This window comes from Paracoccus endophyticus (assembly GCF_003286075.1).
Classification (GTDB): Bacteria; Pseudomonadota; Alphaproteobacteria; order Rhodobacterales; family Rhodobacteraceae; genus Paracoccus; species Paracoccus endophyticus.
Genome location: NZ_QLUV01000001.1, coordinates 90251 through 112964, shown reverse-complemented (window position 1 = coordinate 112964; position 22714 = coordinate 90251). Strand labels below are relative to the sequence as shown.

General features: G+C 72.0%; 21 protein-coding genes and 1 tRNA gene. 10 read left to right on the top strand and 12 right to left on the bottom strand.

Annotated elements, in window-relative coordinates; translation table 11 throughout:
• Window positions 1-98: 98 nt before the first annotated feature.
• The 3 genes from DPQ23_RS00555 to argF all read left to right on the top strand — a co-directional run bounded on the left by DPQ23_RS00555 (window position 99) and on the right by argF (window position 2377).
• Window positions 99-183 (top strand) — tRNA-Leu (locus tag DPQ23_RS00555).
• A gap of 17 nt (window positions 184-200) precedes the next feature.
• Complete coding sequence (rocF, locus tag DPQ23_RS00550) at window positions 201-1121, top strand: arginase (protein ID WP_112872738.1); 921 nt, start codon at window positions 201-203, stop codon at window positions 1119-1121.
• Window positions 1122-1450: 329 nt separating this feature from the next.
• On the top strand, window positions 1451-2377 hold the full coding sequence (argF, locus tag DPQ23_RS00545; RefSeq protein ID WP_112872737.1) for an ornithine carbamoyltransferase: 927 nt from the start codon (window positions 1451-1453) through the stop codon (window positions 2375-2377).
• Window positions 2378-2532: 155 nt separating this feature from the next.
• Here argF and DPQ23_RS00540 read toward each other — a convergent pair whose 3' ends face one another.
• Window positions 2533-3609, bottom strand: a complete 1077-nt coding sequence (locus DPQ23_RS00540) for an NAD(P)-dependent alcohol dehydrogenase (RefSeq protein WP_112873280.1) — start codon at window positions 3607-3609, stop codon at window positions 2533-2535.
• A gap of 102 nt (window positions 3610-3711) precedes the next feature.
• Window positions 3712-4758, bottom strand: a complete 1047-nt coding sequence (locus DPQ23_RS00535; protein WP_112872736.1) for an A/G-specific adenine glycosylase — start codon at window positions 4756-4758, stop codon at window positions 3712-3714.
• Window positions 4759-4956: 198 nt separating this feature from the next.
• Between DPQ23_RS00535 and DPQ23_RS00530 the strand changes: the two genes are divergently transcribed.
• Genes DPQ23_RS00530 through DPQ23_RS00520 form a run of 3 tightly spaced genes read left to right on the top strand, consistent with a single transcriptional unit; the run spans window position 4957 to window position 7384 of the window.
• A complete protein-coding gene (locus tag DPQ23_RS00530) occupies window positions 4957-5520 on the top strand; it encodes a DUF721 domain-containing protein (RefSeq protein WP_162630588.1) in 564 nt (187 codons plus the stop codon).
• The gene (locus tag DPQ23_RS00525) at window positions 5520-6248 is read left to right on the top strand and encodes a DsbA family protein (protein WP_112872735.1); all 729 of its coding nucleotides are present in this window, start codon (window positions 5520-5522) and stop codon (window positions 6246-6248) included. Before DPQ23_RS00530 ends, DPQ23_RS00525 begins: the two co-directional genes overlap by 1 nt.
• Window positions 6249-6259: 11 nt before the next feature.
• A complete protein-coding gene (locus tag DPQ23_RS00520) occupies window positions 6260-7384 on the top strand; it encodes a CaiB/BaiF CoA transferase family protein (RefSeq protein WP_112872734.1) in 1125 nt (374 codons plus the stop codon).
• Window positions 7385-7422: 38 nt separating this feature from the next.
• Here DPQ23_RS00520 and lpxK read toward each other — a convergent pair whose 3' ends face one another.
• Genes lpxK through DPQ23_RS00505 form a run of 3 tightly spaced genes read right to left on the bottom strand, consistent with a single transcriptional unit; the run spans window position 7423 to window position 9884 of the window.
• Window positions 7423-8430 (bottom strand): tetraacyldisaccharide 4'-kinase, encoded by a 1008-nt coding sequence (gene lpxK, locus DPQ23_RS00515; RefSeq protein WP_112872733.1) that lies wholly within the window; start codon window positions 8428-8430, stop codon window positions 7423-7425.
• Window positions 8427-9629 (bottom strand): 3-deoxy-D-manno-octulosonic acid transferase, encoded by a 1203-nt coding sequence (locus tag DPQ23_RS00510; protein ID WP_112872732.1) that lies wholly within the window; start codon window positions 9627-9629, stop codon window positions 8427-8429. Before DPQ23_RS00510 ends, lpxK begins: the two co-directional genes overlap by 4 nt.
• Window positions 9630-9635: 6 nt before the next feature.
• Window positions 9636-9884, bottom strand: a complete 249-nt coding sequence (locus DPQ23_RS00505; RefSeq protein WP_112872731.1) for a DUF4170 domain-containing protein — start codon at window positions 9882-9884, stop codon at window positions 9636-9638.
• A 612-nt stretch (window positions 9885-10496) separates the two neighbouring features.
• Here DPQ23_RS00505 and DPQ23_RS00500 point away from each other — a divergent pair.
• Complete coding sequence (locus tag DPQ23_RS00500; protein WP_112872730.1) at window positions 10497-10733, top strand: hypothetical protein; 237 nt, start codon at window positions 10497-10499, stop codon at window positions 10731-10733.
• A gap of 43 nt (window positions 10734-10776) precedes the next feature.
• Here the strand turns inward: DPQ23_RS00500 and metG are convergent, their stop codons facing one another.
• Entirely contained in the window at window positions 10777-12507 is a 1731-nt protein-coding gene (gene metG, locus DPQ23_RS00495) for a methionine--tRNA ligase (protein WP_112872729.1), read from the bottom strand.
• A 329-nt stretch (window positions 12508-12836) separates the two neighbouring features.
• On the opposite strand from metG, the gene DPQ23_RS16155 reads away from it, so the two are divergent.
• A complete protein-coding gene (locus tag DPQ23_RS16155; RefSeq protein ID WP_420818564.1) occupies window positions 12837-13184 on the top strand; it encodes an HNH endonuclease in 348 nt (115 codons plus the stop codon).
• Window positions 13185-13330: 146 nt separating this feature from the next.
• Here DPQ23_RS16155 and DPQ23_RS00485 read toward each other — a convergent pair whose 3' ends face one another.
• Window positions 13331-13942: a GcrA family cell cycle regulator gene (locus DPQ23_RS00485; RefSeq protein ID WP_112872727.1), complete on the bottom strand. Its 612-nt coding sequence runs from the start codon at window positions 13940-13942 to the stop codon at window positions 13331-13333.
• Between the two features lie 115 nt (window positions 13943-14057).
• On the opposite strand from DPQ23_RS00485, the gene DPQ23_RS00480 reads away from it, so the two are divergent.
• A complete protein-coding gene (locus DPQ23_RS00480) occupies window positions 14058-14942 on the top strand; it encodes an ABC transporter permease (protein WP_112872726.1) in 885 nt (294 codons plus the stop codon).
• A gap of 253 nt (window positions 14943-15195) precedes the next feature.
• Window positions 15196-16380, top strand: coding sequence for an aspartate aminotransferase family protein (locus DPQ23_RS00475; RefSeq protein ID WP_112872725.1), 1185 nt, complete (start codon window positions 15196-15198; stop codon window positions 16378-16380).
• A gap of 184 nt (window positions 16381-16564) precedes the next feature.
• Here DPQ23_RS00475 and DPQ23_RS00470 read toward each other — a convergent pair whose 3' ends face one another.
• The 5 genes from DPQ23_RS00470 to DPQ23_RS00450 form a co-directional block, all read right to left on the bottom strand.
• Window positions 16565-17527, bottom strand: coding sequence for a carbohydrate kinase family protein (locus tag DPQ23_RS00470; protein ID WP_112872724.1), 963 nt, complete (start codon window positions 17525-17527; stop codon window positions 16565-16567).
• Window positions 17528-17571: 44 nt separating this feature from the next.
• Window positions 17572-18903 carry a TFIIB-type zinc ribbon-containing protein gene (locus tag DPQ23_RS00465; RefSeq protein ID WP_240602283.1) on the bottom strand — a complete coding sequence of 444 codons (1332 nt, stop codon included), beginning with the start codon at window positions 18901-18903 and terminating at the stop codon, window positions 17572-17574.
• 104 nt (window positions 18904-19007) lie between these two features.
• The gene (locus DPQ23_RS00460; protein WP_112872723.1) at window positions 19008-20183 is read right to left on the bottom strand and encodes an SPFH domain-containing protein; all 1176 of its coding nucleotides are present in this window, start codon (window positions 20181-20183) and stop codon (window positions 19008-19010) included.
• A gap of 75 nt (window positions 20184-20258) precedes the next feature.
• On the bottom strand, window positions 20259-21218 hold the full coding sequence (locus DPQ23_RS00455; RefSeq protein WP_112872722.1) for a DUF2927 domain-containing protein: 960 nt from the start codon (window positions 21216-21218) through the stop codon (window positions 20259-20261).
• Between the two features lie 72 nt (window positions 21219-21290).
• Window positions 21291-22499, bottom strand: coding sequence for a toxic anion resistance protein (locus DPQ23_RS00450; RefSeq protein ID WP_112872721.1), 1209 nt, complete (start codon window positions 22497-22499; stop codon window positions 21291-21293).
• Between the last annotated feature and the right edge of the window lie 215 nt (window positions 22500-22714).

Below are 22714 nucleotides of genomic sequence, written 5' to 3'. Positions count from 1 at the left end.
GGGAACCGGCGCCGGTGCCGCATCACGCAGGGGCGCCGCCGCGCCGGGACAACGGGGGGCTTGCCGCGCCGCCCGCCGCCGCTTACCCCTGACGCGGCGCGGGCGTGGCGGAACGGTAGACGCATGGGACTTAAACTCCCTGGGCCGCAGGCCGTGCGGGTTCAAGTCCCGCCGCCCGCACCACCCGCAGGAGGACCACCATGACCCATTGCATCTTGATCGGCGCGCCGGTTGACAGCGGCCAGCAGCGGCCCGGCTGCCTGATGGGACCGGCGGCCTATCGCGTGGCGCGCCTGCCGCAGACGCTGGCGGCGCTGGGCCACACGGTCGAGGACCTGGGCGATCTGGACCCCGGCCCGCTCGGGTCCGAGGCCAGCGTCAACGCCCGCGTGCATCACCTGCCCGAGGTGCTGGGCTGGACGCGCGCGCTGGCGGGCGAGGGGCGCGCCGCGCTGGCGCGGGGCCTGCCGATCTTTCTGGGGGGCGATCATTCGCTGTCGCTGGGCTCGACCGCGGCGGCGGCGGCACATGCGGCGCAGGCCGGGCGTCCGCTGTTCGTGCTGTGGCTGGACGCCCATTCCGACATCCACAGCGTCGAGACGACCGAATCGGGCAATCTGCACGGAACGCCCGTCGGCTATCTGGCGGGGCGGGCGGGGTTCGACGCGTTTCCGCCGTTTCCCGCCCCGGTCCCCGAGGCCAACATCTGCCTGTTCGGCATCCGCAGCGTCGATCCGGCCGAGCATGCCGCGCTGGAGGCGACCGACATCGTCGTCAACGACATGCGGGTGCTGGACGAGTTCGGCTTTGCCGTGCCCATGCGCGCGTTCCTGGACACGGTGCGGGCGGCGGGGGGGATGCTGCACGTCAGCCTGGACGTGGACTTCCTCGACCCCTCGGTCGCGCCGGCGGTCGGCACCACGGTTCCCGGCGGCGCCACCTTCCGCGAGGCGCATCTGGTGTGCGAGCTGATCCACGAAAGCGGGCTGATGACCTCGCTGGATCTGGTCGAGCTGAACCCGTTCCTGGACGAAAAGGGCCGCACCGCGCGGATGATGGTCGATCTGGTCGGCAGCCTGATGGGCCGCAAGGTGTTCGACCGGCCCACGCGGTCGGGGTGAGCGGCAAGACTGGCGGGCTTTTTAGACAGTCTGTGTCGGAAACGATTGGTCGATTGTTCCATGACACTCTTGCTCAGGGTGCTTGGTCTCACTGCGGGCAAGGGCCAGTCCCTCGCGGGCTGGCCCGACGGCCCGCCGTCCTGCCGCCAGGGGGGTTGACCCGGCGGGCGCGGCCCGGTCAAGTGCCGCGATCATGGTGACGCTTGCACGACCCGGACCCCTGACCCTGTCGCTGGCACCCTGTGCGGCCGAACGCGGCACGCGCGCGCATCGACGAGCCTGAGCGGATCGACCCCCCTCATCCCCGGACGCGACACCACAGGCAGATCATGAACAGTTTCCTCGACATCCACACCACGCCGAAAACCGACCTGCGGGCCATCATCGACGGCGCGCGCGCCATGAAGGACGCGCGCAACGGCGCGACCAAGGGCACGCCCGATGCCGAACAGCCGCTGAAGAACCGCATGGTCGCGCTGATCTTCGAAAAGCCGTCCACGCGCACCCGCGTCAGCTTTGACCTGGGCGTGCGGCAGATGGGCGGGCAGACGATGGTGCTGTCGGGGCAGGAGATGCAGCTGGGCCACGGCGAGACCATCGCCGACACGGCCCGCGTCCTGTCGCGCTATGTGGACCTCATCATGATCCGCACCTTCGAGGAGGCGACGCTGCTCGAGATGGCGGAATACGCCACCGTCCCGGTCATCAACGGCCTGACGAACCGCACCCACCCCTGCCAGATCATGGCCGACGTGATGACGTTCGAGGAACACCGCGGCCCCATCGCCGGGCGCAAGGTGGTCTGGGTCGGCGACGGCAACAATGTCTGCGCCAGCGTGATCCACGCGGCCGGGCAGTTCGGCTTCGACTTCACCTTCACCGGCCCGCCGCCGCTGGACCCGGAGCGCGAGGCGCTGGAGTTCGCCCGCGCCCAGGGGGTGGGCGTCGCGATCGAGCGCGACCCGGCCCGCGCCGTGCAGGGGGCCGATCTGGTCTTTGCCGACACCTGGGTCAGCATGCACGACCCGCAGTCCGCCAAGGAGCGTCGCCACAACATGCTGCGCGGCTATCAGGTCAATGAGGAGCTGATGGCGCGCGCCAAGCCCGACGCGCTGTTCATGCACTGCCTGCCCGCCCACCGCGAGGACGAGGTGACGTCGGCCGTCATGGACGGCCCGCACAGCGTGGTCTGGGACGAGGCCGAGAACCGCCTGCACGCGCAAAAGGCGGTGATGCGCTGGTGCCTCGGCGTCTGAGCGTGTCCCACGGTGCGCCGTCCCCCCGCACCCGAGCCGGTGCGGGGCAAGCGCGCAGAGCGGGCGCGGCCCCCGATGGTCTGCTGGCCGCGGTGACGGGCGACGCCCCTTGCGCCGCCTGCCTCGCCCCGTCTGCCATGTCCCGTCTGCGCGGGTCAGTTCGGGGTGATCGCGACCTTCAGCACGCCGTCGCGCTGGTTGGCAAAAAGGTCATAGGCCTCCTCGATCTGGTCCAGCGTGAAGCGGTGCGTCACCATCGCGTCCAGATCGACCCGGCCCGACTGGATCACCGACATCAGGCGACGCATCCGTTCCTTGCCGCCGGGGCACAGCGCCGTGACGATGCTGTTGTCCCCCAGGCCCGCCGAGAACGCGCCCACCGGGATCGTCAGGTCGCCCGAATAGACGCCCAGCGACGACAGCGTGCCGCCGGGGCGCAGCACGCGCAGGCAGGATTCAAAGGTCGTCTGCGTGCCCAGCGCCTCGATCGCGACATCGACGCCGCGGCCGTCGGTCAGCTCCATGATCCGCTCGACCGGGTCGCCGGCGGTATGGTCGATCACGTCGTCGGCCCCCATGCGGCGCGACATCGCCATGCGCGCGGGCACGCTGTCCACAGTGATGATCCGCGTGGCGCCCATCAGCTTGGCGCCGGCGGTGGCGCACAGGCCGATCGGTCCCTGGGCAAAGACCGCGACGGTGTCGCCGATCCGCACGCGGCCGTTCTCGGCCCCCGCGAACCCGGTGGACATGATGTCGGGGCACATCAGCACCTGTTCGTCGCTCAGCCCGTCAGGGATCGGCGACAGGTTCGCCATCGCGTCGGGCACCAGCAGGTATTCCGCCTGTGCGCCGTCGATGGTGTTGCCGAACCGCCAGCCGCCCATCGCCTTGAACCCGTGGCTTGTGTCGGGCCCGTCCTGCGAGCACTGGCCGCACAGGCAGGCGTTGGAATAGCCCGAGGGCGTGATCGCGCCCGCGATGACACGCTGGCCTTCCCGGAACCCGCGCACTGCCGCGCCGAGCTTTTCGATGATGCCCACCGGCTCGTGCCCGATCGTCAGGCCGCGCTCGACGGGGTATTCGCCCTTCATGATGTGCACGTCGGTGCCGCAGATGGTGGTGGTGGTGATGCGGATCACCGCGTCCAGCGGACCGGGCGAGGGGACCGGCTTTTCGTCCAGGACGATCCGTCCCTTGTCGACGAAGACGGCGGCTTTCATCGTGGTCATCATGCGCTCCTGCTGCGGTTGCGGCCCGCCCGGCACGGCAGGCGGCCCGTTCACGGCATAGGGCATCTTGCATGACGATGGCGTGACGCGGCCTGCGGCCGATCAGCGCACCAGCGCCCACGCCTTGCGCATCAGGCCCGGCAGCGCGGTCGCGTCGAACCCGGCCCGCGCCGCCACCTCGCCCCGCGACGGGTTGCCCAAGGGGGCGCGCAGCACCGTCAGCCGCGCCTCGAAATGGGTCAGGACATGGCGCACCTCGCCCGCGACATCCCAGTCGCCGTCCTGCGGCGGGGACTGGTCGCTGCCGTCCCACCCGGTCGAGGGAAAGGCCAGCGTGCCCCCCAGCAGCCCGCGCGCGGGGCGCGTCTCGACCAGCACGCCGGCGTCGTCCAGCGCCACCCAGACCGTGCCGGTGCGGACCGGGCGCGCCGCCTTTGGGGCGCGGCGGGGCAGGTCGGCCGCAAGACCCGCCGCGCGGGCCGCGCACAGATCCATCAGCGGGCAGAGCGCGCAGGCGGGGTTGCGGGGCGTGCAGATCGTCGCCCCCAAGTCCATCATCGCCTGCGCGAAATCCCCCGGCCGCGCGTCGGGGGTCAGGGTCGAGGCGAGCGCGGTCAGGTCGCGCCGCGCCGCGGGCAGCGGGGTCTGCACCGCGAACAGCCGCGCCACCACGCGTTCCACGTTGCCGTCCACCACCGTCTCGGCGCGGCCAAAGGCGATGGCGGCGATCGCGGCCGAGGTGTAGGCGCCGATGCCCGGCAGCGCGACCAGGTCCGCGCGCGTGTCGGGAAACCCGCCCGCCGCCGCGACCAGCCGCGCGCAGGCGATCAGGTTGCGGGCGCGGGCGTAATAGCCAAGCCCGGCCCATTCGGCCATCACCTGCGCCTCGTCCGCCGCGGCCAGCGCCTGCACCGTGGGCCAAAGCCGGGTGAACCGGTCGAAGTAGCCCTTGACCGCCGCCACCGTGGTCTGTTGCAGCATGATTTCCGACAGCCACACGCGATAGGGATCGGCCGCCCCCCCGCCCGGCGGCACCCGCCAGGGCAGCGCGCGGGCGTGGCGGTCGTACCAGGACAGCAGGCGCGGCGCGACCTCGCCCGCCGCGCCCGCGGCGGCCGGGCCGCCGGTGTCGGCCTCGCCGCCGGCCATCCCGCCGCTGGTCTGTCCGCCCGCAGCCTGTCCGCCCACAGCCTGCCCGTCGCCGGTCAGCCCGCCGCCGCCCGCTTGAATGTCACGCAAACTTTCACGATCCGTCATGGGTGCCGGTCTGGCATCCCCGGCCGCGCCGGTCCAGAGTGTGCGGGTCCTGACCAGCCCTGCCTGACCCCGCCCCGACACCGGATCCCCATGGCCCGCGCCGCCCCCCAGACGCCGACCGCCGCCGCCGACCGCCCGGCCCGCCGCCGGATGCGCGGCTTCGAGGCCGCGGCCCTGCTGGTCGCCCCCGACATCCGGCGCGGCGCGGAAAAGCGCGGCTTCGCGGTCGCCCGGCTGCTGACCCACTGGACCGAGATCGTGGGCGAGGAGACGGCCGCCCGCACCCGCCCGGTCAAGGTCAGCCACGGCAAGGGCATGGGCGCGACGCTGACGCTGCTGACCACCGGCGCGCAGGCGCCGCTGGTCCAGATGGACCTGCCGCGCATCCGCGAACGGGTGAACGCCTGCTACGGCTTCAACGCCGTCGCGCGCATCGTGCTGACCCAGACGGCCGCCGTCGGCTTTGCCGAGGGGCAGGCCCGCTTCGATCCTGCCCCCGCCACCCGCCGCACCGCCGCCCCCAGCCCCGAACGGCTGCAACAGGCCGAGGCGCTGGCGGCGCAGTTTTCCGATCCGGCGCTTGCCGGGGCCATGCGCCAGCTGGCGCTGAACACGCTGTCCCGCCGGGACGCCAACGACCGAAAGGCCACTTGATGACCCTGACGCTTCGCCGCCTCGCCTCGGCCGCCGCCCTGACCGCGCTGATGGGCGCGCTGCCCGCCGTCGCGCAGACGACCGCCGCGCCCGCACCGGCCGCGGACGCGGCCGCCGCGACCCCCGCCGCCACGACCCCCGCCGCCACGCCTGCGGTGCTGCCCGACATCGTGCTGGGCCAGGAATCCGCGCCGCTGACGATCATCGAATACGCCAGCTTCACCTGCTCGCACTGCGCGGCGTTCCACGCCGACAGCTTCGGCACGCTCAAGTCCGAGTACATCGACACCGGCAAGGTCAAGTTCATCCAGCGCGACGTCTATTTCGACGAGATCGGCCTGTGGGCGGGCATCCTCGCCCACTGCGGGGGCGACGACAAATACTATGCCCTCTCGGACATGCTGTTCGACGAACAGAAGACCTGGCTGAACGCCAAGACCGGCGAGGAATACGCCGCCAACCTGCGCAAGATCGGCGCCAAGGCGGGATTCACCCCCGAACAGATGGACGCCTGCTGGGCCGACAAGGCCCAGGTCGAGCGCCTGATCGCCACCTTCCAGGCCCATGCCGTGGCCGACGGGGTCGAGGGCACGCCGACGTTCATCATCGGCGGCGAAAAGGTCCAGAACCTGCCCTGGGACCAGCTGAAGGCCAAGATCGACGCGAAATACGCCGAGGCCACGGCCGCCGGCGCCGCCGCACCCGCGGCCCCCGCCGCCTCGAACTGAGGCGCGGGCCGGTGGCGGCGCCCCTGGCGGGCGTGCGGGTCGTCGAGCTGGCCCGCATCCTGGCCGGTCCCTGGGCCGGCCAGATCCTGGCCGACCTCGGGGCCGAGGTCGTCAAGGTCGAATCGCCCCAGGGCGACGACACCCGCCAGTGGGGCCCGCCCTTCATCGAGCGCACCGGCCCCGACGGCGCGACCGATCGCGCGGCCGCCTATTTCCACGCGACCAACCGCGGCAAGCGGTCGGTCCTGTGCGACTTCGCCACGCCCGAGGGGCAGGCGCAGGTGCGCGACCTGGCCGCGGGCGCCGACGTGGTGATCGAGAACTTCAAGGTCGGCGGGCTGGTCCGCTATGGGCTGGACGGGCCTGCGCTGTGTGCGCTGAACCCGCGGCTGGTCTATTGTTCCATCACCGGCTTCGGGCAGACCGGCCCCTATGCGGGCCGGGCGGGGTACGACTATATCATCCAGGGCATGTCCGGCCTGATGAGCGTGACCGGCGACCCCGCCGGCCAGCCGCAAAAGGTCGGCGTCGCGGTCGTGGACCTGTTCACCGGCGTCTACGCGGCGGTGGGCATCCTGGCCGCGCTGCACCAGCGGCAGGCGACCGGGCGCGGCCAGCAGGTGGACATGGCCCTGCTGGACGTGGCGACAGCGGTGATGGCGAACCAGGCGATGAACTATCTGGCGACCGGCACAGCGCCCGGCCGGCTGGGCAACGCGCATCCCAACATCGTGCCCTACGCGGTCTTCGACTGCGCCGACGGCTGGATCATCATCGCCACCGGCAACGACGCGCAATACCAACGGCTGTGCGAGGTGCTGGGCCTGCCCGCGCTGGCGGGCGCGCCCGACTATGCCACCAACGCGATGCGCGTCGCCAACCGCGAGGCGCTGAGCGCGGCGCTGGGGGCGGTGACGCGGGGCCGCGCGCGCGACGACCTGCTGGCCGCGCTGGAACGGGCGGGCGTGCCGGCCGGGCCCATCAACGATCTGGCCGACGTGTTCGCGGACCCGCAGGTGATCGCCCGCAGGCTGCGGATCGACCCCGAGGGCGTCCCCGGCGTCCGCACGCCCATCCTGTTTTCCGACGCCGACCTGTCGCTGGACCGCGCCTCGCCAATGCTGGGCCGGGGTTAGGGCGCAGGGGCGGGGTCGGCGCGGCCCCTGGCGGGCGCTTATCCCGCGGTCGTCCTGCCGGGCGGAAACACCCGGTCCAGCGCCGCGTCCAGCCCGGCGGGGTCGTCCAGCCGCAGGCGCACGGGCAGGGTCAGCACCTTGGGGCGAAAGCGCCGCGGCAGGCGGGCCGCGTCCTTTTCGGTCGTGACCAGCTGCGCGCCGGTCATCCGCGCCTCGGTGTCCAGCCGGGTCAGGAACTGCGGCGAGAACGGCTGGTGGTCGGCCAGCGCCTCGGCCCGCACGACATGGGCGCCAAGGCCGCGCAGCGTGGCGAAGAACTTGTCGGGATGGCCGATGCCGGCAAAGGCCAGCGCCCGCAGTCCGGTCCAGTCCATGCCGGTCTGCAACGGCTCCAGCCGGCCGGTCAGGCGCGGCACCGGCAGCGCGGGCCAGCGGGCGGTGAACGACGCCTGCGCCGGGGCGTCCCCGATCGTCAGCACCAGATCGGCGCGCGCAAGACCCGCGGCCACCGGCTCGCGCAGCGGACCGGCCGGCAGGCAGCGGCCGTTGCCCCAGCCCCGGCCCGCGTCCGCCACGACCAGCGCAAGGTCCAGCGCCAGCGCCGGGTCCTGGAACCCGTCGTCCAGGATGATGGCCTGCGCGCCCGCACGAGCAGCCGCCCGTGCGCCCCGGACGCGGTCACGCGCCACCCAGACGGGCCCGAAGGCCGCCAGCAGCAACGGCTCGTCGCCGACCTGCGCGGCGGTATGGGTGCGCTCGTCCACGCGCAGGGGGCCGGACTCGGTGCCGCCATGGCCGCGGCTGACCACATGGGCGGCGATGCCGCGTGCGGCCAGCCGGTCCAGCAGCAGGATCACGGTCGGCGTCTTGCCGGTGCCGCCCGCGTTCAGGTTGCCCGCGCAGATCACCGGCACCCCGACCCGCGCCCGGGTGCCGCGCGCCAGCCGCCGGGCCGTCGCGCGGGCGTAGAGGGCGCCCAGAGGCGCCAGCGCCGCCGCCGCCAGCCCCGGCGGCCTGTCCCAGAAGGCGGGGGCGCGCAGGCTCATCCCCGCCCCTCCGGCAGGTCCGACAGCACCGCCTCGGCGATGCGGCGGATGACGGCGGCGCGGTCGGTGGCGACCGTCCAGGCGGCGACGGACAGCGACGCGGCCTGGTCGGGGGCGGTCAGGTCCTCGACCGCGACGCGCAGCGCGGCCGCGCTGGTGACGGCGCGCGCCCCGCGGGCACGGTCCAGCGCCAGCCATTCGGCCGCATGGGTGGCGGTCGCCGGGCCGTGGATGATCGCCGAACCGAGACTTGCGGGCTCGAACGGATGACGCGGGCTGCCCGTGCCGACAAGCGTTCCGCCCAGATAGGTGACGGGGGCCAGGCGATACCACAGGCCCAGCTCGGCCGTGTCGCCGGCGACCAGGACCTGGACATCGGGGCCGGGGTCCTCGTCCCGGTCGCGGCGGGCAACGGACAGGCCGCGCGCCTCGGCCACAACGGCGATGGCCTCAGCCTCGTCCGGGTCGGCGGGCGCGATCAGCAGCAGCGCGCGATGGCGCGCGGCCAGCAGCGCCGCATGGGCGTCCAGCACCGCATTCGCTTCGGCCAGCGGCAGGGCGGCCGCCAGCCACACGGGCCGGGCGTGCAGCAGGGGGCGCAGCGCCTCGGCGTCGCGCCGGTTGACGCGCGGCGCGGGGATCATCGCCGTCAGCCGTCCGATGATGTCCACCCGCGCGGGAGCAAGGCCCAGGCGCAGGGCCTCGGCCCGGGTGGCGCGGTCGGGCACCAGCACGCGGGCGATCCGCGTTGCGGGGCTGCGGGCGCGGGTGTTGTGCCACAGGCCGCGCTCGGTCTCGGCGGCATTGGGGATCTGGCCTGCGATCAGCGTGACGGGCACCGCCGCCTCGTCGCAGGCAAAGACCAGCGCGGCGGGCAGCAGGCCGTCGGTCAGGACCAGCGCGGCGGGGTCCAGCGCCGCCAGCAGCTGGCGCGACAGCGCCGCGTCACCGGGCGGCGCGGGCAGAACCTGCGGCACGGGCCGGTCGCCCCGGTCCACCGCCACCGGACCCAGCGCCCCCAGGCGCAGCCCCGGCCGCAGCCGCCGCAGCGCCGCCGCAAGGCCCGGCATGGCGTCGGACTGGCCGCAGATCAGCACCAGCGGCCCCTCGCCGGGGGGCGCGACCGGGTCGGCCGGGGCGGCGTCGATGCGCGGCCCGCGCAAGTGCCGCCAGAACGCAAGGTCCCCCAGCCGCGACACCGCCGGTCAGGCGCCCAGTTCGCCCGTCGGGCTCGCCTCGCGCGATTCGTCGTGCAGGCGGTGCAGATGGGCGATGAAATAGCGCGTCTGCGCGCTGTCCACGGTCCGCTGCGCGTGCGATTTCCACGCCGCGTGCGCCGCGGCGTAATCCGGGAAGATTCCCACCACGTCGATTGCGGTGGGGTCGCGGAACACGGTCGAGCCGGTGCTCTCAAGCTCTCCGCCGAAGACGAGATGCAGGCGCTGCTGGGTCATGGGAACGTCCTTCCGGGTGGGTCTGCCGCGGGATAGCGCGGGCCGGCGGCAAGACCAAGCTGCTTCGATCAAATGTTAGAGGTTCCGGGTTTGCGTCGAATCCGCGCCCGTGACATCTGTCCGGTATCGGCCAGGACGGTCGGAACCGGGTTCTGATCGCGTGTGCTGGCATGGGGCACGCGGTGGGGGGCAAGGGGTTCCGGTCCGGGGGGGCCGGGACCCCTTCGTCATGTGCAGGATGCGACCGGCAGGGCCGCGGCACGCGCCGCCGCTAGGGTCCGGGCGGGCCGGGCGATCCGGCGGCGCCTTCGCAGTCCGGGGGGCGCGGCGCGGGACCTGCCGGCCGACTGCGGGCGGGCCGGGCGGGCGGCGCGATGACCGGACCGTGTCATCGGCTGATTGCGACAAGGCGGGCCGCGCAACGGACAGGCCGGGCGGCGGTTGGCCGCGCAACCGCGGGGCCGCGCTGCGGGCGGGATGCGGCGTGCGGCCGGTGCCGCCGGCATCGCGCGGTCTGTATCACCGCCTGGGGTTGTGCGATAGCGACCCACGCGCCGCGCCTGCGGGGCGGACGGGAACCGCTTCATTTCTTTACAACAAGGCTAGATTGCGATGGCAGCCAAGGTCCGGTGCATCGTCACCAACAGCGAAGAGGGGCGCGGCGCCTTCGCCGTGCGCGTCGACACCGACGAGACGGTCTATATCCCTCACGGCATCTCCGAGGTGCTGGAGCTTGAGGATTTCGACGAGGTGCTGACCATCCTCGTTCGCAACCAGCGCGTCGATCCGCCCTGGATGGCGATCAAGGCCCGCCGGCTGGACGAGGATGGCCAGCCCGTCACGGACTAGGACCGGGGACCCCGCGCGGGGCCCGGTCTGGCGCCGGGTCCCCTCAGCCCCGCACGCCCTGGAACCGCTGCTGCCAGTCGGCGCGGCTTTCGTCGGTGATCTTGGCGAACAGGACCTCGGGCACATCGAAGGCGTGGCCGGGTTCCAGCGCGGTCAGCGCGGCCTCGACATCGTCGGGCCAGCGGCGGTCATCGGTGCGCATGGCGGCCAGCATCGCATCCGCCGCAAAGGGGATGAAGGGCTGCGACAGCACCGCATACAGCCGGATCAGGTTCAGCCCCAGCCGCACCTGCATCGCGGCGGCCTCGGGGTCGGTCTTGACGGTCGACCAGGGCGCGGCCGATTGCAGGTATTCGTTGCCAAGCACCCAGATCGCGCGCAGCTCGCCCGCGGACTTGCGGACCTCCATCGCCTCCATGTGCGATTCATAGGCGCGGATGCGCGTGGTCAGCTGGTCGATCAGCGCGCGCTCGGCCGCGCTCCATGCGCCGCCCGCGGGGACGGTTTCGCCGAATTTGGACCGGCAGAACTTGGTGATGCGGCTGACGAAGTTGCCCAGCACGTCGGCCAGGTCCTTGTTCACCGAGGCCTGAAAGTTTTCCCAGGTGAATTCGGCGTCCGACCCTTCGGGCGCGTGGGACAGCAGCCACCAGCGCCAGTAATCCGCGGGCAGGACCTCCAGCGCCTGGTCCTGGAACACGCCCCGCCCCTGCGAGGTCGAGAACTGCCCGCCGTCATAGTTGAGGTAGTTGAACGACTTGATGTAATCGACCAGCTTCCACGGCTCGCCCGAGCCCATGATCGTGGCCGGGAAGGACAGCGTGTGGAAGGGCACGTTGTCCTTGCCCATGAACTGCGTATAGGTCACGTCCCCCGCGCCCTGGTCCAGCCGCCACCAGCGCAGCCAGGCGGCGTCAGGCTCGCCGCGGCTGTCGGTCAGCTCCTTGGTGGCCGCGATGTATTCGATGGGCGCGTCGAACCAGACGTAGAAGACCTTGCCCTCCATCCCCGGCCAGGGCTGGTCGCCCTTGCGGACCGGCACCCCCCAGTCGAGGTCGCGGGTGATGCCGCGGTCCTGCAGCCCTTCGCCGTCGTTCAGCCATTTCCTGGCGATCGAGGTGGTCAGGATCGGCCAGTCGGCCTTGCTGTCGATCCATTCGGCCAGCCGATCCTTCAGCGCCGACTGGCGCAGATACAGGTGCCTGGTTTCCCGGATTTCCAGATCGGTCGAGCCGCTGATGGCCGAACGCGGGTCGATCAGGTCGGTCGGGTCCAGCTGCTTGGTGCAGTTCTCGCACTGGTCGCCGCGCGCGCGGTCATAGCCGCAGTTGGGGCAGGTGCCCTCGATGTAGCGGTCGGGCAGGAAGCGGCCGTCGGCATTGGAATAGACCTGCCGTTCGCTGACCTCGGCGATCAGCCCGTTCTCGGCCAGTTTCCCCGCGAAATGCTGGGTCAGCCGGTGGTTCTGCGGGCTGGACGAGCGCCCGAAATGGTCGAAGGACAGGCCGAAGCGGCGGGCGATGTCGGCCTGCACCGCGTGCATGTCCGCGCAGAACACGTCCACCGGCTTGCCCGCCTTGGCCGCGGCCAGTTCCGCCGGCGTGCCGTGTTCGTCGGTGGCGCAGACGAACATCACCTCGTTGCCCCTCGCGCGCTGGTAGCGGGCGAACAGGTCGGCGGGCAGCTGGCTGCCGACAAGGTTCCCCAGGTGCTTGATGCCGTTGATGTAGGGGATGGCGGAGGTGATGAGGTGGCGGGCTCGGGTCTGGGGCATGGCGGATGTCCTTGGGATGCGCGGGTCTTAACGCCCCTCGCCCGGCTGCGAAAGGGCGGGGATGCGGAGAAGCGAAAGGACGAGGTGTTGACCGGCTAAGTTGCAGGGCGGGAGTCTTCGCTCTAGTTTAGAATGGCGTCTTCTGATGCCGTGGAGAGCGGCTAAATTTATTCCAAGCTACGCAAAATCTGATTGATAAAATTCAGTAGTCAATCTTGGCATGCCTCTATAAAGGAGCTAGTATTATCATTGGATATGCATCTCAGTGCCGGTGCGGCCGGGATAATAAACCCTGAGGATCGAAGAAGGGAATCGACTAGTTGGGCTACATGGCAAAAGAGCGTTGTCAGAAGTGCGGGTCCTTCGAGCGTCGTCCCCGAGGGAACTGCGCGCAATGCCATCGGGACGCCGCCGGGCGTCGTCGGGAACGTGAAAAGGCCGCGTTAGGCAAACATACGGAGGCTGAGTGGCATAAAAAGGCAGCGACTTATCCACATTGTGCACGCTGCGGAACGCCTTGGGATAGAGTCTTGCGGCGGAATGGGCAAAGGCGGCCCTATACAAAAGGCCATATTGTAGCATTGGCTAAAGGTGGCTCGAACGATATATCAAATTTGCAGCCCGAGTGCGCCAACTGCAATTATGGGGACCATGGCGCCCACTTCGCGCGTAGCTAATAGAATCCCCCTGTTCAGGCGTGCTAACCCTCTTTCACCCAGCTCGAACAGGTCGCCTAGCCGTTCAGTGCGCGATTGGCACGCCGTCCTCGGCACAATAACAAAGGGCCGCCCGAAGGCGGCCCCATTCGACGTTGACTCCACCCCTACCGCCGCCGGTCGCGCCTTGCGCTCATCGGCTGGAACGCCACGCCGACATGGGCCTCGCAATAGGGCTTGCCGGCCTGCGCGGGCAGGCCGCAGAACCAGAACTTGTCGGTGGCGGGGTCGCCGATGGGCCATTTGCAGGTGCGCTCGGTCAGTTCCATCAGGGTCAGCTTGCGGGCGCGCTTTTCCACCTCGCGCACCGAGGCCAGCGCCTCGGGCGAGATCTCGTTGGCCGAGGGTTGCGGCGGCAACGGCTGGCCGGCGGGCACGATCGGGCGGCGGGGCGCAAACACCGGGGCGGGGGCCAGGGGTTCGGGCGCAGGCTCGTCCGCGGGCGCGGGCACGACCGCCGGCTCGGGCTCGGTCGGTACAGGCGCGGCCTCGGCCTCGGGCGGCGCGGCGACGGGCTGCGGCTCGGGCGGCTGGGGCGCGGGGTCGGGGGCCACGGCGGCCTCCTCGCCCTCGGACCGGTTCGACAGGCCAAGGCGATGGACCTTGCCGATCACCGCGTTGCGCGTCACGCCGCCCAGTTCCTTGGCGATCTGGCTGGCGGACTGGCCCTCGCTCCACATGCGTTTGAGCGTCTCGACGCGCTCGTCGGTCCAGGACATCACAGGCTCCTTGCGGGTGGGGTGCGGGGGCGCGGGGTTGCACCGGCCACGCCGCTTCTGTCTAAGCGGGATGCCAAGAACTACACGCTGAGCCCGCCCAGTTCAAGGACGCCCGATGCCGGTTTCCCCCGCCAGACCCGACGGTCCCCCCCCTGCCGCAGCCCGCACCCGCCCCGCCCCGGCAGGCCCCGCACCCCGCCCGTTCGACTATGGCGGGCAGGCCGTGCGCCGCTTCGGGCGCATCAACTGGCGGGGACTTGCGACCCTGGCGCGGCGCGAGGTGATGCGCTTCATGGCCGTCTGGCAGCAGACGATCTTTGCGCCGCTGATGACCTCGGCGCTGTTCGTGGTCGTGTTCGCGCTGGCGCTGGGGTCGGACCGGCAGGTGATGGGGCTGCCCTATCTGGAGTTCATCGGGCCGGGCATCCTGATGATGACGGTGATCCAGAACGCCTTCGCCAACAGCTCGTCCTCGATCATCTCGGCCAAGATGCAGGGCAACATCGTGGACACGCTGATGCCGCCCCTGTCGGCCGGCGAGATCCTGACCGGCTATCTCGCCGGCAGCCTTGTGCGCGCGGCGCTGGTGGCGGTCGTCATCGGCTCGGGCCTGTGGATGGTGACGGGGCATCCGCCGGCGCATCCGCTGTGGGCGGCGGCGTTCGTCGTGCTGGGCGCGCTGATGCTGGGGGGTCTTGGCATCATCGGCGGCATCGTGGCGCAAAAGTTCGACCAGATGGCGGCGATGACCAACTTCATCGTCACGCCGCTGTCGTTCCTGTCGGGGACGTTCTATTCCGTCCAGGCGCTGCCCGAGCCGTTCCGCACGCTGTCGCACTGGAACCCCATCTTCTATCTGATCGACGGGGCGCGGTTCGGCTTTGCGGGCGTCAGCGACGCGGACCCCGCGCTGGGGCTGGCCGTCAGCCTGGGCACGGTCGCGCTGGTCGCCTTTATCGGGTGGCGCTGGCTGCGGTCGGGATACCGGATGAAGGCGTGATCGGCGCCGTGCCCGCCGCAGCCCGTCGCGGCCGGGGCCGGGCCCGCCGTCCCTGACCATCAGCGCGGGCCGCGCCTGTCCGCCGCGCCCGCGGCAGATACCCCGTTGATCCCCGGCGTCCTGCGCGCTAACGCTGCGTCCCATGAACGCGGCCCGCGCCCAGACCCCGCGCCGACGCTGAGGCGTGCGCGCCCCGATGGCCGGGGCCTTGCCCGCCTGCCGTTCACCACCCCCATCGCAAGGGACAGACCCCATGATCGACGCCGTCCTGCCGACCTATAATCGCGCCCCCCTTGCGTTCGAGCGCGGAGAGGGCAGCTGGGCCATTGCCGCGGACGGCACCCGATACCTGGACCTGGGCGCGGGGATCGCGGTCAACGCGCTGGGCCACGCCAACCCCGACCTGGTCGCCGCTCTGACCGAGCAGGCCGGACGGATCTGGCACGTGTCCAACCTGTACCAGATCCCCCAGCAGCAGGCGCTGGCGCAGGCGCTGGTGGATGCGACCTTTGCCGACACGGTGTTCGTCACCAACTCGGGCACCGAGGCGGCTGAGCTGGCGATCAAGATGGTGCGGAAATACTGGGACCACGCCGGCGATCCCGACCGCATCGAGATCGTCACGGTCGAGGGCGCGTTCCACGGCCGGTCCACCGGCGCCATCGCGGCGGCGGGGTCCGAAAAGATGGTCAAGGGCTATGGCCCGCTGATGCCGGGGTTCCGGCAGGTGCCTTGGGGCGACATGGCGGCGCTGACGGCGGCCGTCACCGACCGCACGGCCGCCGTCATGGTCGAGCCGATCCAGGGCGAGGGCGGCATCCGCACGATCCCCGACGACGACCTGCGCGGGGTTCGCGCGCTGTGCGACGCCACCGGCGCGCTGCTGGTCCTGGACGAGGTGCAGTGCGGCATGGGCCGCACGGGCAAGCTGTTCGCGCATGAATGGGCGGGCATCGCCCCCGACATCATGATGGTCGCCAAGGGCATCGGGGGCGGCTTTCCGCTGGGCGCGGTGCTGGCCACCGAACGCGCGGCGGCCGGGATGACCGTCGGCACGCACGGGTCCACCTATGGCGGCAACCCGCTGGCCTGCGCCGTGGGCACGCGGGTGATGCAGATCATCGCCGACCCCGCGTTTCTGGCCGAGGTGAACCGCAAGGGCGCGCTGTTCCGCCAGCGGCTGGAGGGGCTGGTCGCGGCCCATCCCGACGTGTTCGAAGCCGTGCGCGGGTCGGGGCTGATGCTCGGGCTGAAATGCCGGGTGGCGCCGGGCGAGGTGGTGCAGGCGGGCTATGCCGAGCATCTGCTGACCGTGCCCGCCGCCGACAACGTGCTGCGCCTGCTGCCGCCGCTGACCATCACCGAGGACGAGATCGCCGAGGCGGTCGCCCGGCTGGACCGCGCGGCGGCCCGGGTCAGCGCCGCCGCGGCCGCCTGAGCGGGGGGCGTCCGGGGGCACGGATGGCGGGGGCTGCGGCCCCCGCCTTTGCGGATGATGCGGGCCGCGGTCTCGGCCTGCGGCCGCCTGTGCGCCCGAGGCCTAGGTCCGCGCCGGGGCGCGGGAACGGCGGCCGCGCGCCGCCGCAGACCGGGCGACCGGCGCGGGGCTTGCGGCGGGAGGCTTACGGCGGGGGGCTGCGGCCTTCGGTGCCGCGGACACCGCCGGGCGCGGCATGGGCCTGCGGCAGTTCATGCGCCCAGGGCGGGTCCGCGCCGGGGCGCGAGACGGTGACGGCGGCCGCGCGCGCGGCATGGGCCAGCGCGGCGGACAGCGTGGCGTCATCCAGCGCCGACAGGCGCGACAGCGCGCCCGCCCGGTGCAGCGCGTCAAGCAGGCCCGCGTTGAACGTGTCGCCCGCGCCGATGGTGTCGGCGACCGTGACCCGGATCGCTGGGGCGGACAGGCTGCCCCGCGCGGTGTGGCCCACTGCGCCCGCCGCGCCGCCCGTCTGCAGCACCAGCGACGGGCCGCGGTCCAGCAGCGCGCGCGCCGCCTGCGCGGGGTCCGCGCCGGGGTCCAGCCAGGCAAGGTCGTCGGCCGACAGCTTGACGATCGCGGCCAGCGCCATCAGCCGGTCCAGCCGCGCGCGATGGGCGGCCGCGTCCGCGATGAAGAACGGGCGGATGTTGGGGTCCAGCATCACGGGCACGCCGGCTGTGGCGGCGCGGACGGCCAGCGCCTCGATCGCCGCGCCGCAGGGATCGGGGACCAGGCTGATCCCGCCGATGAACAGCGCCGCAAGACCCGGCGGCAGGGGCGGCAAGTCGGCCTCGGTCAGCATCCGGCCGGCCGAGCCCTCGTCGTAGAACGCATAGCGCGCCTCGCCGCCGGTCAGGGTGACGAAGGCCAGCGTCGTCAGCCGGTCGCTGCGCGGGCACAGCGCGGTGTCCACGCCCGCCTGCGCCAGGGGCGCCAGCAGCGCGTCGCCGAAGCTGTCGCGCGACACCGGCCACAGATACGACGCGGGCGCCCCCAGCCGCCCCAGCGCCAGGGCGGTGTTCCAGACCGACCCGCCCGGCAGCGGCCGGAACAGCCCGTCCTGCGGGACCATGTCGATCAGCGATTCGCCAGCGCATAGGATCATCGGACGGCCTTGGGTCGGGGGTTGCGCCCGGGTGGGGGCATGGGTCAGTCCAGTTCGATGACATAGCCCGCGCCGGGGCGGAAGCCCCCGGGCATCCGATAGTCGGCGGGCAGCCCGTAGCCCGCCGGCAGGTCGCCCGGCAGCGACAGCCCCGCGCCGCCGATCTGGACATAGCCCGATTCATTGGCCGCCCACAGCAGCCCGGCCAGCACCGCCGCCGCCAGCAGGACCGCCAGCGCGATCTTCCAGGCCGACCAGGGACGGTCGCCCTGGACCCGCCCCGACTGGCCGTTGACGACGAAGCGATAGGACTTGCCGTTGTAGCGATAGGCCGCCGACCAGATCGGCAGCAGGATGTGCTTGAAGGTCTCGGCGCTGTGGTCGGTCTTCATCGCGTCGATCTGCTGGACGTCGCCGCCGATGTCGCGGCGCACGTCCATGGCGATCACGCCCGCCATCTCCTGCCGGGCGACGGCATGGCCGTCGGCCAGCGGGACGGTGTAGCCCTCGGCGGTGAAACCGGCCAGGTATTGCGGGTCATAGGGCCGCAGGTGCGACAGGTCCCACGGCGCCAGGGCGTCGGTGAACCCGCGTGGCAGCGACGAGGAGGCCAGCACCAGCACGTCGTTGAAGCTGCGGGCCACGCGCCCCGACGCGGGGGTCCAGCGGGTGCGCATCACCTGCTGGGCCACGCGCTGGCTGCGGCCGTTGACCGTCCGGGTGACGTAGACCGTCTCGAAGTAGTGATCGCCGCGCCGGCCGCGATAGGCGGTGCTTGTGTCGGCGTCGAAGGTCCAGAACGGCGAATAGACCCCCGCCATCCGTCGGCCGCGGCGGGCGTATTGCACCAGCCCGCCCGGCGCGAACCACAGCCGGCCCAGCCAGTCGCCCAGCGCGGCGCGGGCCTGGTCCTCGGTGATGACGAAGGGCAGCACGCCCTGCGGCTTGATCAGCCGCGTGGTGCCGGTGTCGGTCACGACCGGCGTCGCGCAGAACGGGCAGGCGCCGGCGTGGGCCGCGCCGTCGATCTCGATCCGGGCGCCGCAGTTGGGGCACGACAGCGTGCGGACGGCTTCGGTCAGCCCGCCGGCGTCGTCCATCCGCAGCCCCTGCGCCAGCGGGATCTCGGCCAGGCCCTGCGCCTTGCGGCCCGCGTCCCACTGGAGCGCGCGCCCGGTCGCGGGATCGCGCAGCAGCAGATCCTGTCCCTCGGGCCCGCCGGCGTGCTGGCGGGCAGGCGCGCGGGCGGCACCGGGCGAGATGGTCTGGACGTGCCCGCACCAGGGGCAGGTCAGCGCGTTCTGGCCCGGCGCGAACTGGAGACTGCCGCCGCAGTTCTCGCACGGGTAGCGGTGTTCGATCTTGGGCGTGGGCATGGCGCAGCCTTCGGGGCGCGAGGGGGGACGGATGCGTGCGGGGCGCGGGGTCCGGCGGCTGGCCCCCGGCCGGGATGGGGCCGGGGCGCGCAGGGCCCCGGCCGTCAGTCCTGCGGCGCGGGCGGCGGGACCAGGGGCAGGGGCGGGGGCTGCACGGTGAACAGCTGCGCCAGCACCGGCACCTCGTCGGCCCGGCGCCAGCCGTCCTGCCCGGGGGTCCAGACCAGCGTGTCGCGGGTAAAGCGCCCCTCGTTCATCAGCCGGCCCAGATGGGCGCGGCCATAGGGGCCGCTGGCCTGCCCGTCCATCGCGACGTGCCACAGGATGTCGGGCGCGCCCGAGGGGGGCGCGATCATGCCCGGCGGGTTTGGCGGCGCCAGCGCCGGGGGCTGCGCGGGGACCGGGGCGGGGGCGGCGCCCCAGGGGCCGCGGATCATACCGCCCCCCATGCCCATGCCGATCGCCGCGCCCATGCCGGCGCCAAGGCCCGCGCCCATGCCGCCGGGTTGGGTCGAGGCGTTCAGCATCGCCTCGGCCTGCGCGTACTGGCCAAAGCGGTTCTGGTCGCCGACGATGCCCATCGACGTGCGCTTGTCGAGCATCTTCTCGACCTCGTCGGGCAGGCTGATGTTCTCGACGTAGAACTCGGGCAGCGTCAGCCCGTACTGCGCCACGGTGGGCTGGATCGCCTTGACCACCATCTCGCCCAGGGCGCGGGTGTTGGCGGCCATGTCCAGCACCGGGATGCCCGACGCCGCGATCAGGCGCGAGAACGCCTCGATGATGACGTTGCGCAGCTGGAAGGTGATCTCGTCCGAGGTGAATTCGCCGTCGGTGCCGACGATTTCCGCGATGAAGCGGGCCGGGTCGGTCACGCGCATGGCATAGGTGCCGAAGGCGCGCAGCCGGACCGCGCCGAATTCGGGGTCGCGCGCGATGATCGGGTTGCGCGTGCCCCATTTCAGGTCGCCAAAGCGGGTGGTGCTGACGAAATAGATTTCCGACTTGAACGGCGAGCGGAAGCCGTGGTCCCAGTGCTGAAGCCGCGTCAGGACCGGCATGTTGTTGGTTTCCAGCATGTACAGCCCCGGCCCGAAGACGTCGGCAATCTGGCCTTCGTGGACGAAGACCGCCGCCTGCCCCTCGCGCACGGTCAGCTTGGCGCCGTACTTGATGGCGTTGCCGCGCGTCTCGTAGCGCCAGACCATCGTGTCGCGGGTGTTGTCGGTCCATTCGATGACATCGATGAACTCTCCGGTCAGGAAGTCGAGGATGGCCATGATGGGGTCCTTTCGCGGGCGGGGTGACGGGGGGCGCGCCGCGAGATCAAGCCGCGGGGCCGGGCGGGATTTCGGTCAGTCAAGCAACTCGGCCGCAATGGCCTGCGCGATGGGGCGGGCCTCGGCCTCGGTCATGCCGGGGCGCAGCCGGGGGTCGTAGAGCATCTGCAGCAGCAGTTCGTCATGCCGCGTCAGATAGGCGAATTCCTCGTCGTCGTTGAAGATCGAGGGGCGCGCCGTGGGGCTGTCGTTGGCCAGCCCCATGCCCTGTGCCAGTTCCTCGTGGATGCAGCTGAGCCGCAGGCGGTCGGGCAGCTCGGCGCGGATCACCGCGACGGCGTTGGTATAGGCCGCGGCAGTGCCGCGCGAATAGGCGAAGACGGTGCAGTAGGTCTGCGGCGACAGGTTCTGGATCGCGGCGACATCGGCAGCCGGGATGCCGGGAATCAGCTGCGACAGGCGGGGACCGATGGCCGCGCGCTCGTCCTCGGCCAGGACCAAGACGACGAAGTTGCCCTTGGGCGCAAGGCTGACGGGATGGCCCGTGACGCGCGACAGCCGCGCGGCGAACGCGGCGATCTGGGCGCGGTCGGTGGCGCGCCGGTCGCGGGGCACCGAGGCGCCGAACTCGATCCCCAGGCGCACGGGGTCGGTCCAGCGGCGCAGGGGGGCTGCGTGGGCGCGGGGCACAAGCTGGCCGCCCTCGCGGACGTATTCGTCGCGCAGGGCGATCTGGACGAAATCCTCGGTCAGGCTGTCCGGGGTCAGCCCGTCCGTCCCCGCCCCCGAATCGGTCCGCAGCTGCCCGCGCGTCACCAGCGCCTCCTGAACGCCGGCCAGATACTGCGTCATCGTCAGGCTGGCGGGGGTCGCTGCGGCCACGCGCGGCACCTGCGGCGGCGGCACCGGCCGCAGCCGGTCGGGGCGCGCGGCCGGCGCGGGGGGGACGGGCGGCGGTGACGGCGGCGGCGGCGCGGGTGTGCAGGCCGCCAGCGCCGCCAGTGCGGCCGCGGTCAGGGGGGCGCGCCACGACACGGACCGACGCCCCGGCGCGGGGGCGGCGGGGCGGGGGCGCGGGGTGGGCAGGACACGGTCCAAGCTGGTCGGTCAGGCGGGACGCCCGGCCCCCGGCGCCATCGTGGCCGCGCCCATCGTGACCGGCGCCTGCTGGCGCGCGCTCGAGGCCGCGAGCGTCTGGCGCAACTCGACCTCCATCTTCTGCAACTCCATCTCGGCGGCGGCGCGGCGGGCCTTGCCCTCGTCGGCGATGCGCAAGGAATCCTCGATCGTGGCGATCAGCTCGGCGTTGGCGGTGCGGACCGATTCGATGTCGAAGACGCCGCGTTCCATTTCGGTGCGGATGCGGACGTTGGCCTCGCGCAGGTTCTTGGCATTCGCGGTCAGCAGGTCGTTGGTCAGGTCGGTCGCCTGCTTGACCGCGCCCGCCGCCTGGCTTGCGCGCTGGATCGTCACCGCCTGCGCCAGCTGGGTTTCCCACAGCGGCACGGTGTTCACCAGCGTCGAGCTGATCTTGGTGACCAGCGACTTGTCGTTTTCCTGCACCAGCCGGATCGAGGGCAGCGACTGCATGGTGACCTGGCGGGTCAGCTTGAGGTCGTGGACCCGGCGTTCCAGGTCGTCGCGCAGGGTGCGCAGGTCGCGCAGCGCCTGCGCCTCCAGCACGGCACCGTCGGCGGGGCTGGCCTGGACCTCGGCCTCCTTGGCGGGGATCGTCTCGGTGTCCAGCTGGCGCAGCTTTTCCTCGCCGGCGGCGATGTACAGGGCCAGCTCGTCGTAGAAGGCCAGCGTGCGGTCATACAGCACGTCCAGCGACTTGATGTCCTTGAGCAGCCGGTGCTGGTGGGCGTCCAGGTCGGCGGTGATCTTGTCGATCTGGCCCTGCACCTGTTCATAATTCGCCACGAACTTGGCGAAGGGGGCGGCGCGGCCCAGAAGCTTTTCCCACCACGACCGCTCGCGGCGCACGTCAAGCTCGCTGACCGAGAAGCCCCGGATCGTCGAGACGATGTCGCGCAGGCTGTCGCCGGCGGGGCCCACGTCCTTGTTCTTGACGTCCGCCAGCATGGCCTGGCTGATTTCCTGCAGGCCCGCCTGCGCGCCCGAGCCGAAATGCACGATCGAGGTGGTGTCGCGCAGGTCGATCTCGTCCATGCGGCGGCGGATCTCGGTCGCGATCGGCGGCGGGGCCTGGTCGAGGCTGACGACCTGGGCGGCGGGTTCGGGCAGAACGACCGCAGTCACCGCCTGCAGTTCGGGCAGCGCGGCTTGGGCGCGGGCCTGGGTCTGTGTGCTCATCCGGCGGTTCCCTTTCGGCGTCTTGGGCGGGGTGTGACGGCCATGCGCCATCGGCCCGCAGACTAGGCCATTTTCCTGTCGGGGCAACGGGATAATCGACGCAAAGGTTCCCTGCCGTGCGGGCCGGGGCGCGCGCGGGCGCGGGCAAGGCGCAGCGGAGGCTGGCGCCGCAGGACGGCGGGGCCATGCAGAGGCGCGTGGCCGCGCCGTGGGCG

What these genes read in the sequence shown, in the direction of transcription:
- DPQ23_RS00470 (WP_112872724.1), bottom strand. Translation starts at nt 17,527, where the DNA reads ATGATCCTATGCGCTGGCGAATCGCTGATCGACATGGTCCCGCAGGAC.
- DPQ23_RS00465 (WP_240602283.1), bottom strand. Translation starts at nt 18,903, where the DNA reads ATGCCCACGCCCAAGATCGAACACCGCTACCCGTGCGAGAACTGCGGC.
- DPQ23_RS00505 (WP_112872731.1), bottom strand. Translation starts at nt 9,884, where the DNA reads ATGACCCAGCAGCGCCTGCATCTCGTCTTCGGCGGAGAGCTTGAGAGC.
- metG (WP_112872729.1), bottom strand. Translation starts at nt 12,507, where the DNA reads ATGCCCCAGACCCGAGCCCGCCACCTCATCACCTCCGCCATCCCCTAC.
- lpxK (WP_112872733.1), bottom strand. Translation starts at nt 8,430, where the DNA reads ATGAGCCTGCGCGCCCCCGCCTTCTGGGACAGGCCGCCGGGGCTGGCG.
- DPQ23_RS00530 (WP_162630588.1), top strand. Translation starts at nt 4,957, where the DNA reads ATGGCCCGCGCCGCCCCCCAGACGCCGACCGCCGCCGCCGACCGCCCG.
- DPQ23_RS00535 (WP_112872736.1), bottom strand. Translation starts at nt 4,758, where the DNA reads ATGGCCGGCGGCGAGGCCGACACCGGCGGCCCGGCCGCCGCGGGCGCG.
- DPQ23_RS00525 (WP_112872735.1), top strand. Translation starts at nt 5,520, where the DNA reads ATGACCCTGACGCTTCGCCGCCTCGCCTCGGCCGCCGCCCTGACCGCG.
- DPQ23_RS00540 (WP_112873280.1), bottom strand. Translation starts at nt 3,609, where the DNA reads ATGACCACGATGAAAGCCGCCGTCTTCGTCGACAAGGGACGGATCGTC.
- DPQ23_RS00480 (WP_112872726.1), top strand. Translation starts at nt 14,058, where the DNA reads ATGCCGGTTTCCCCCGCCAGACCCGACGGTCCCCCCCCTGCCGCAGCC.
- DPQ23_RS16155 (WP_420818564.1), top strand. Translation starts at nt 12,837, where the DNA reads ATGGCAAAAGAGCGTTGTCAGAAGTGCGGGTCCTTCGAGCGTCGTCCC.
- DPQ23_RS00450 (WP_112872721.1), bottom strand. Translation starts at nt 22,499, where the DNA reads ATGAGCACACAGACCCAGGCCCGCGCCCAAGCCGCGCTGCCCGAACTG.
- DPQ23_RS00475 (WP_112872725.1), top strand. Translation starts at nt 15,196, where the DNA reads ATGATCGACGCCGTCCTGCCGACCTATAATCGCGCCCCCCTTGCGTTC.
- DPQ23_RS00460 (WP_112872723.1), bottom strand. Translation starts at nt 20,183, where the DNA reads ATGGCCATCCTCGACTTCCTGACCGGAGAGTTCATCGATGTCATCGAA.
- DPQ23_RS00500 (WP_112872730.1), top strand. Translation starts at nt 10,497, where the DNA reads ATGGCAGCCAAGGTCCGGTGCATCGTCACCAACAGCGAAGAGGGGCGC.
- rocF (WP_112872738.1), top strand. Translation starts at nt 201, where the DNA reads ATGACCCATTGCATCTTGATCGGCGCGCCGGTTGACAGCGGCCAGCAG.
- argF (WP_112872737.1), top strand. Translation starts at nt 1,451, where the DNA reads ATGAACAGTTTCCTCGACATCCACACCACGCCGAAAACCGACCTGCGG.
- DPQ23_RS00485 (WP_112872727.1), bottom strand. Translation starts at nt 13,942, where the DNA reads ATGTCCTGGACCGACGAGCGCGTCGAGACGCTCAAACGCATGTGGAGC.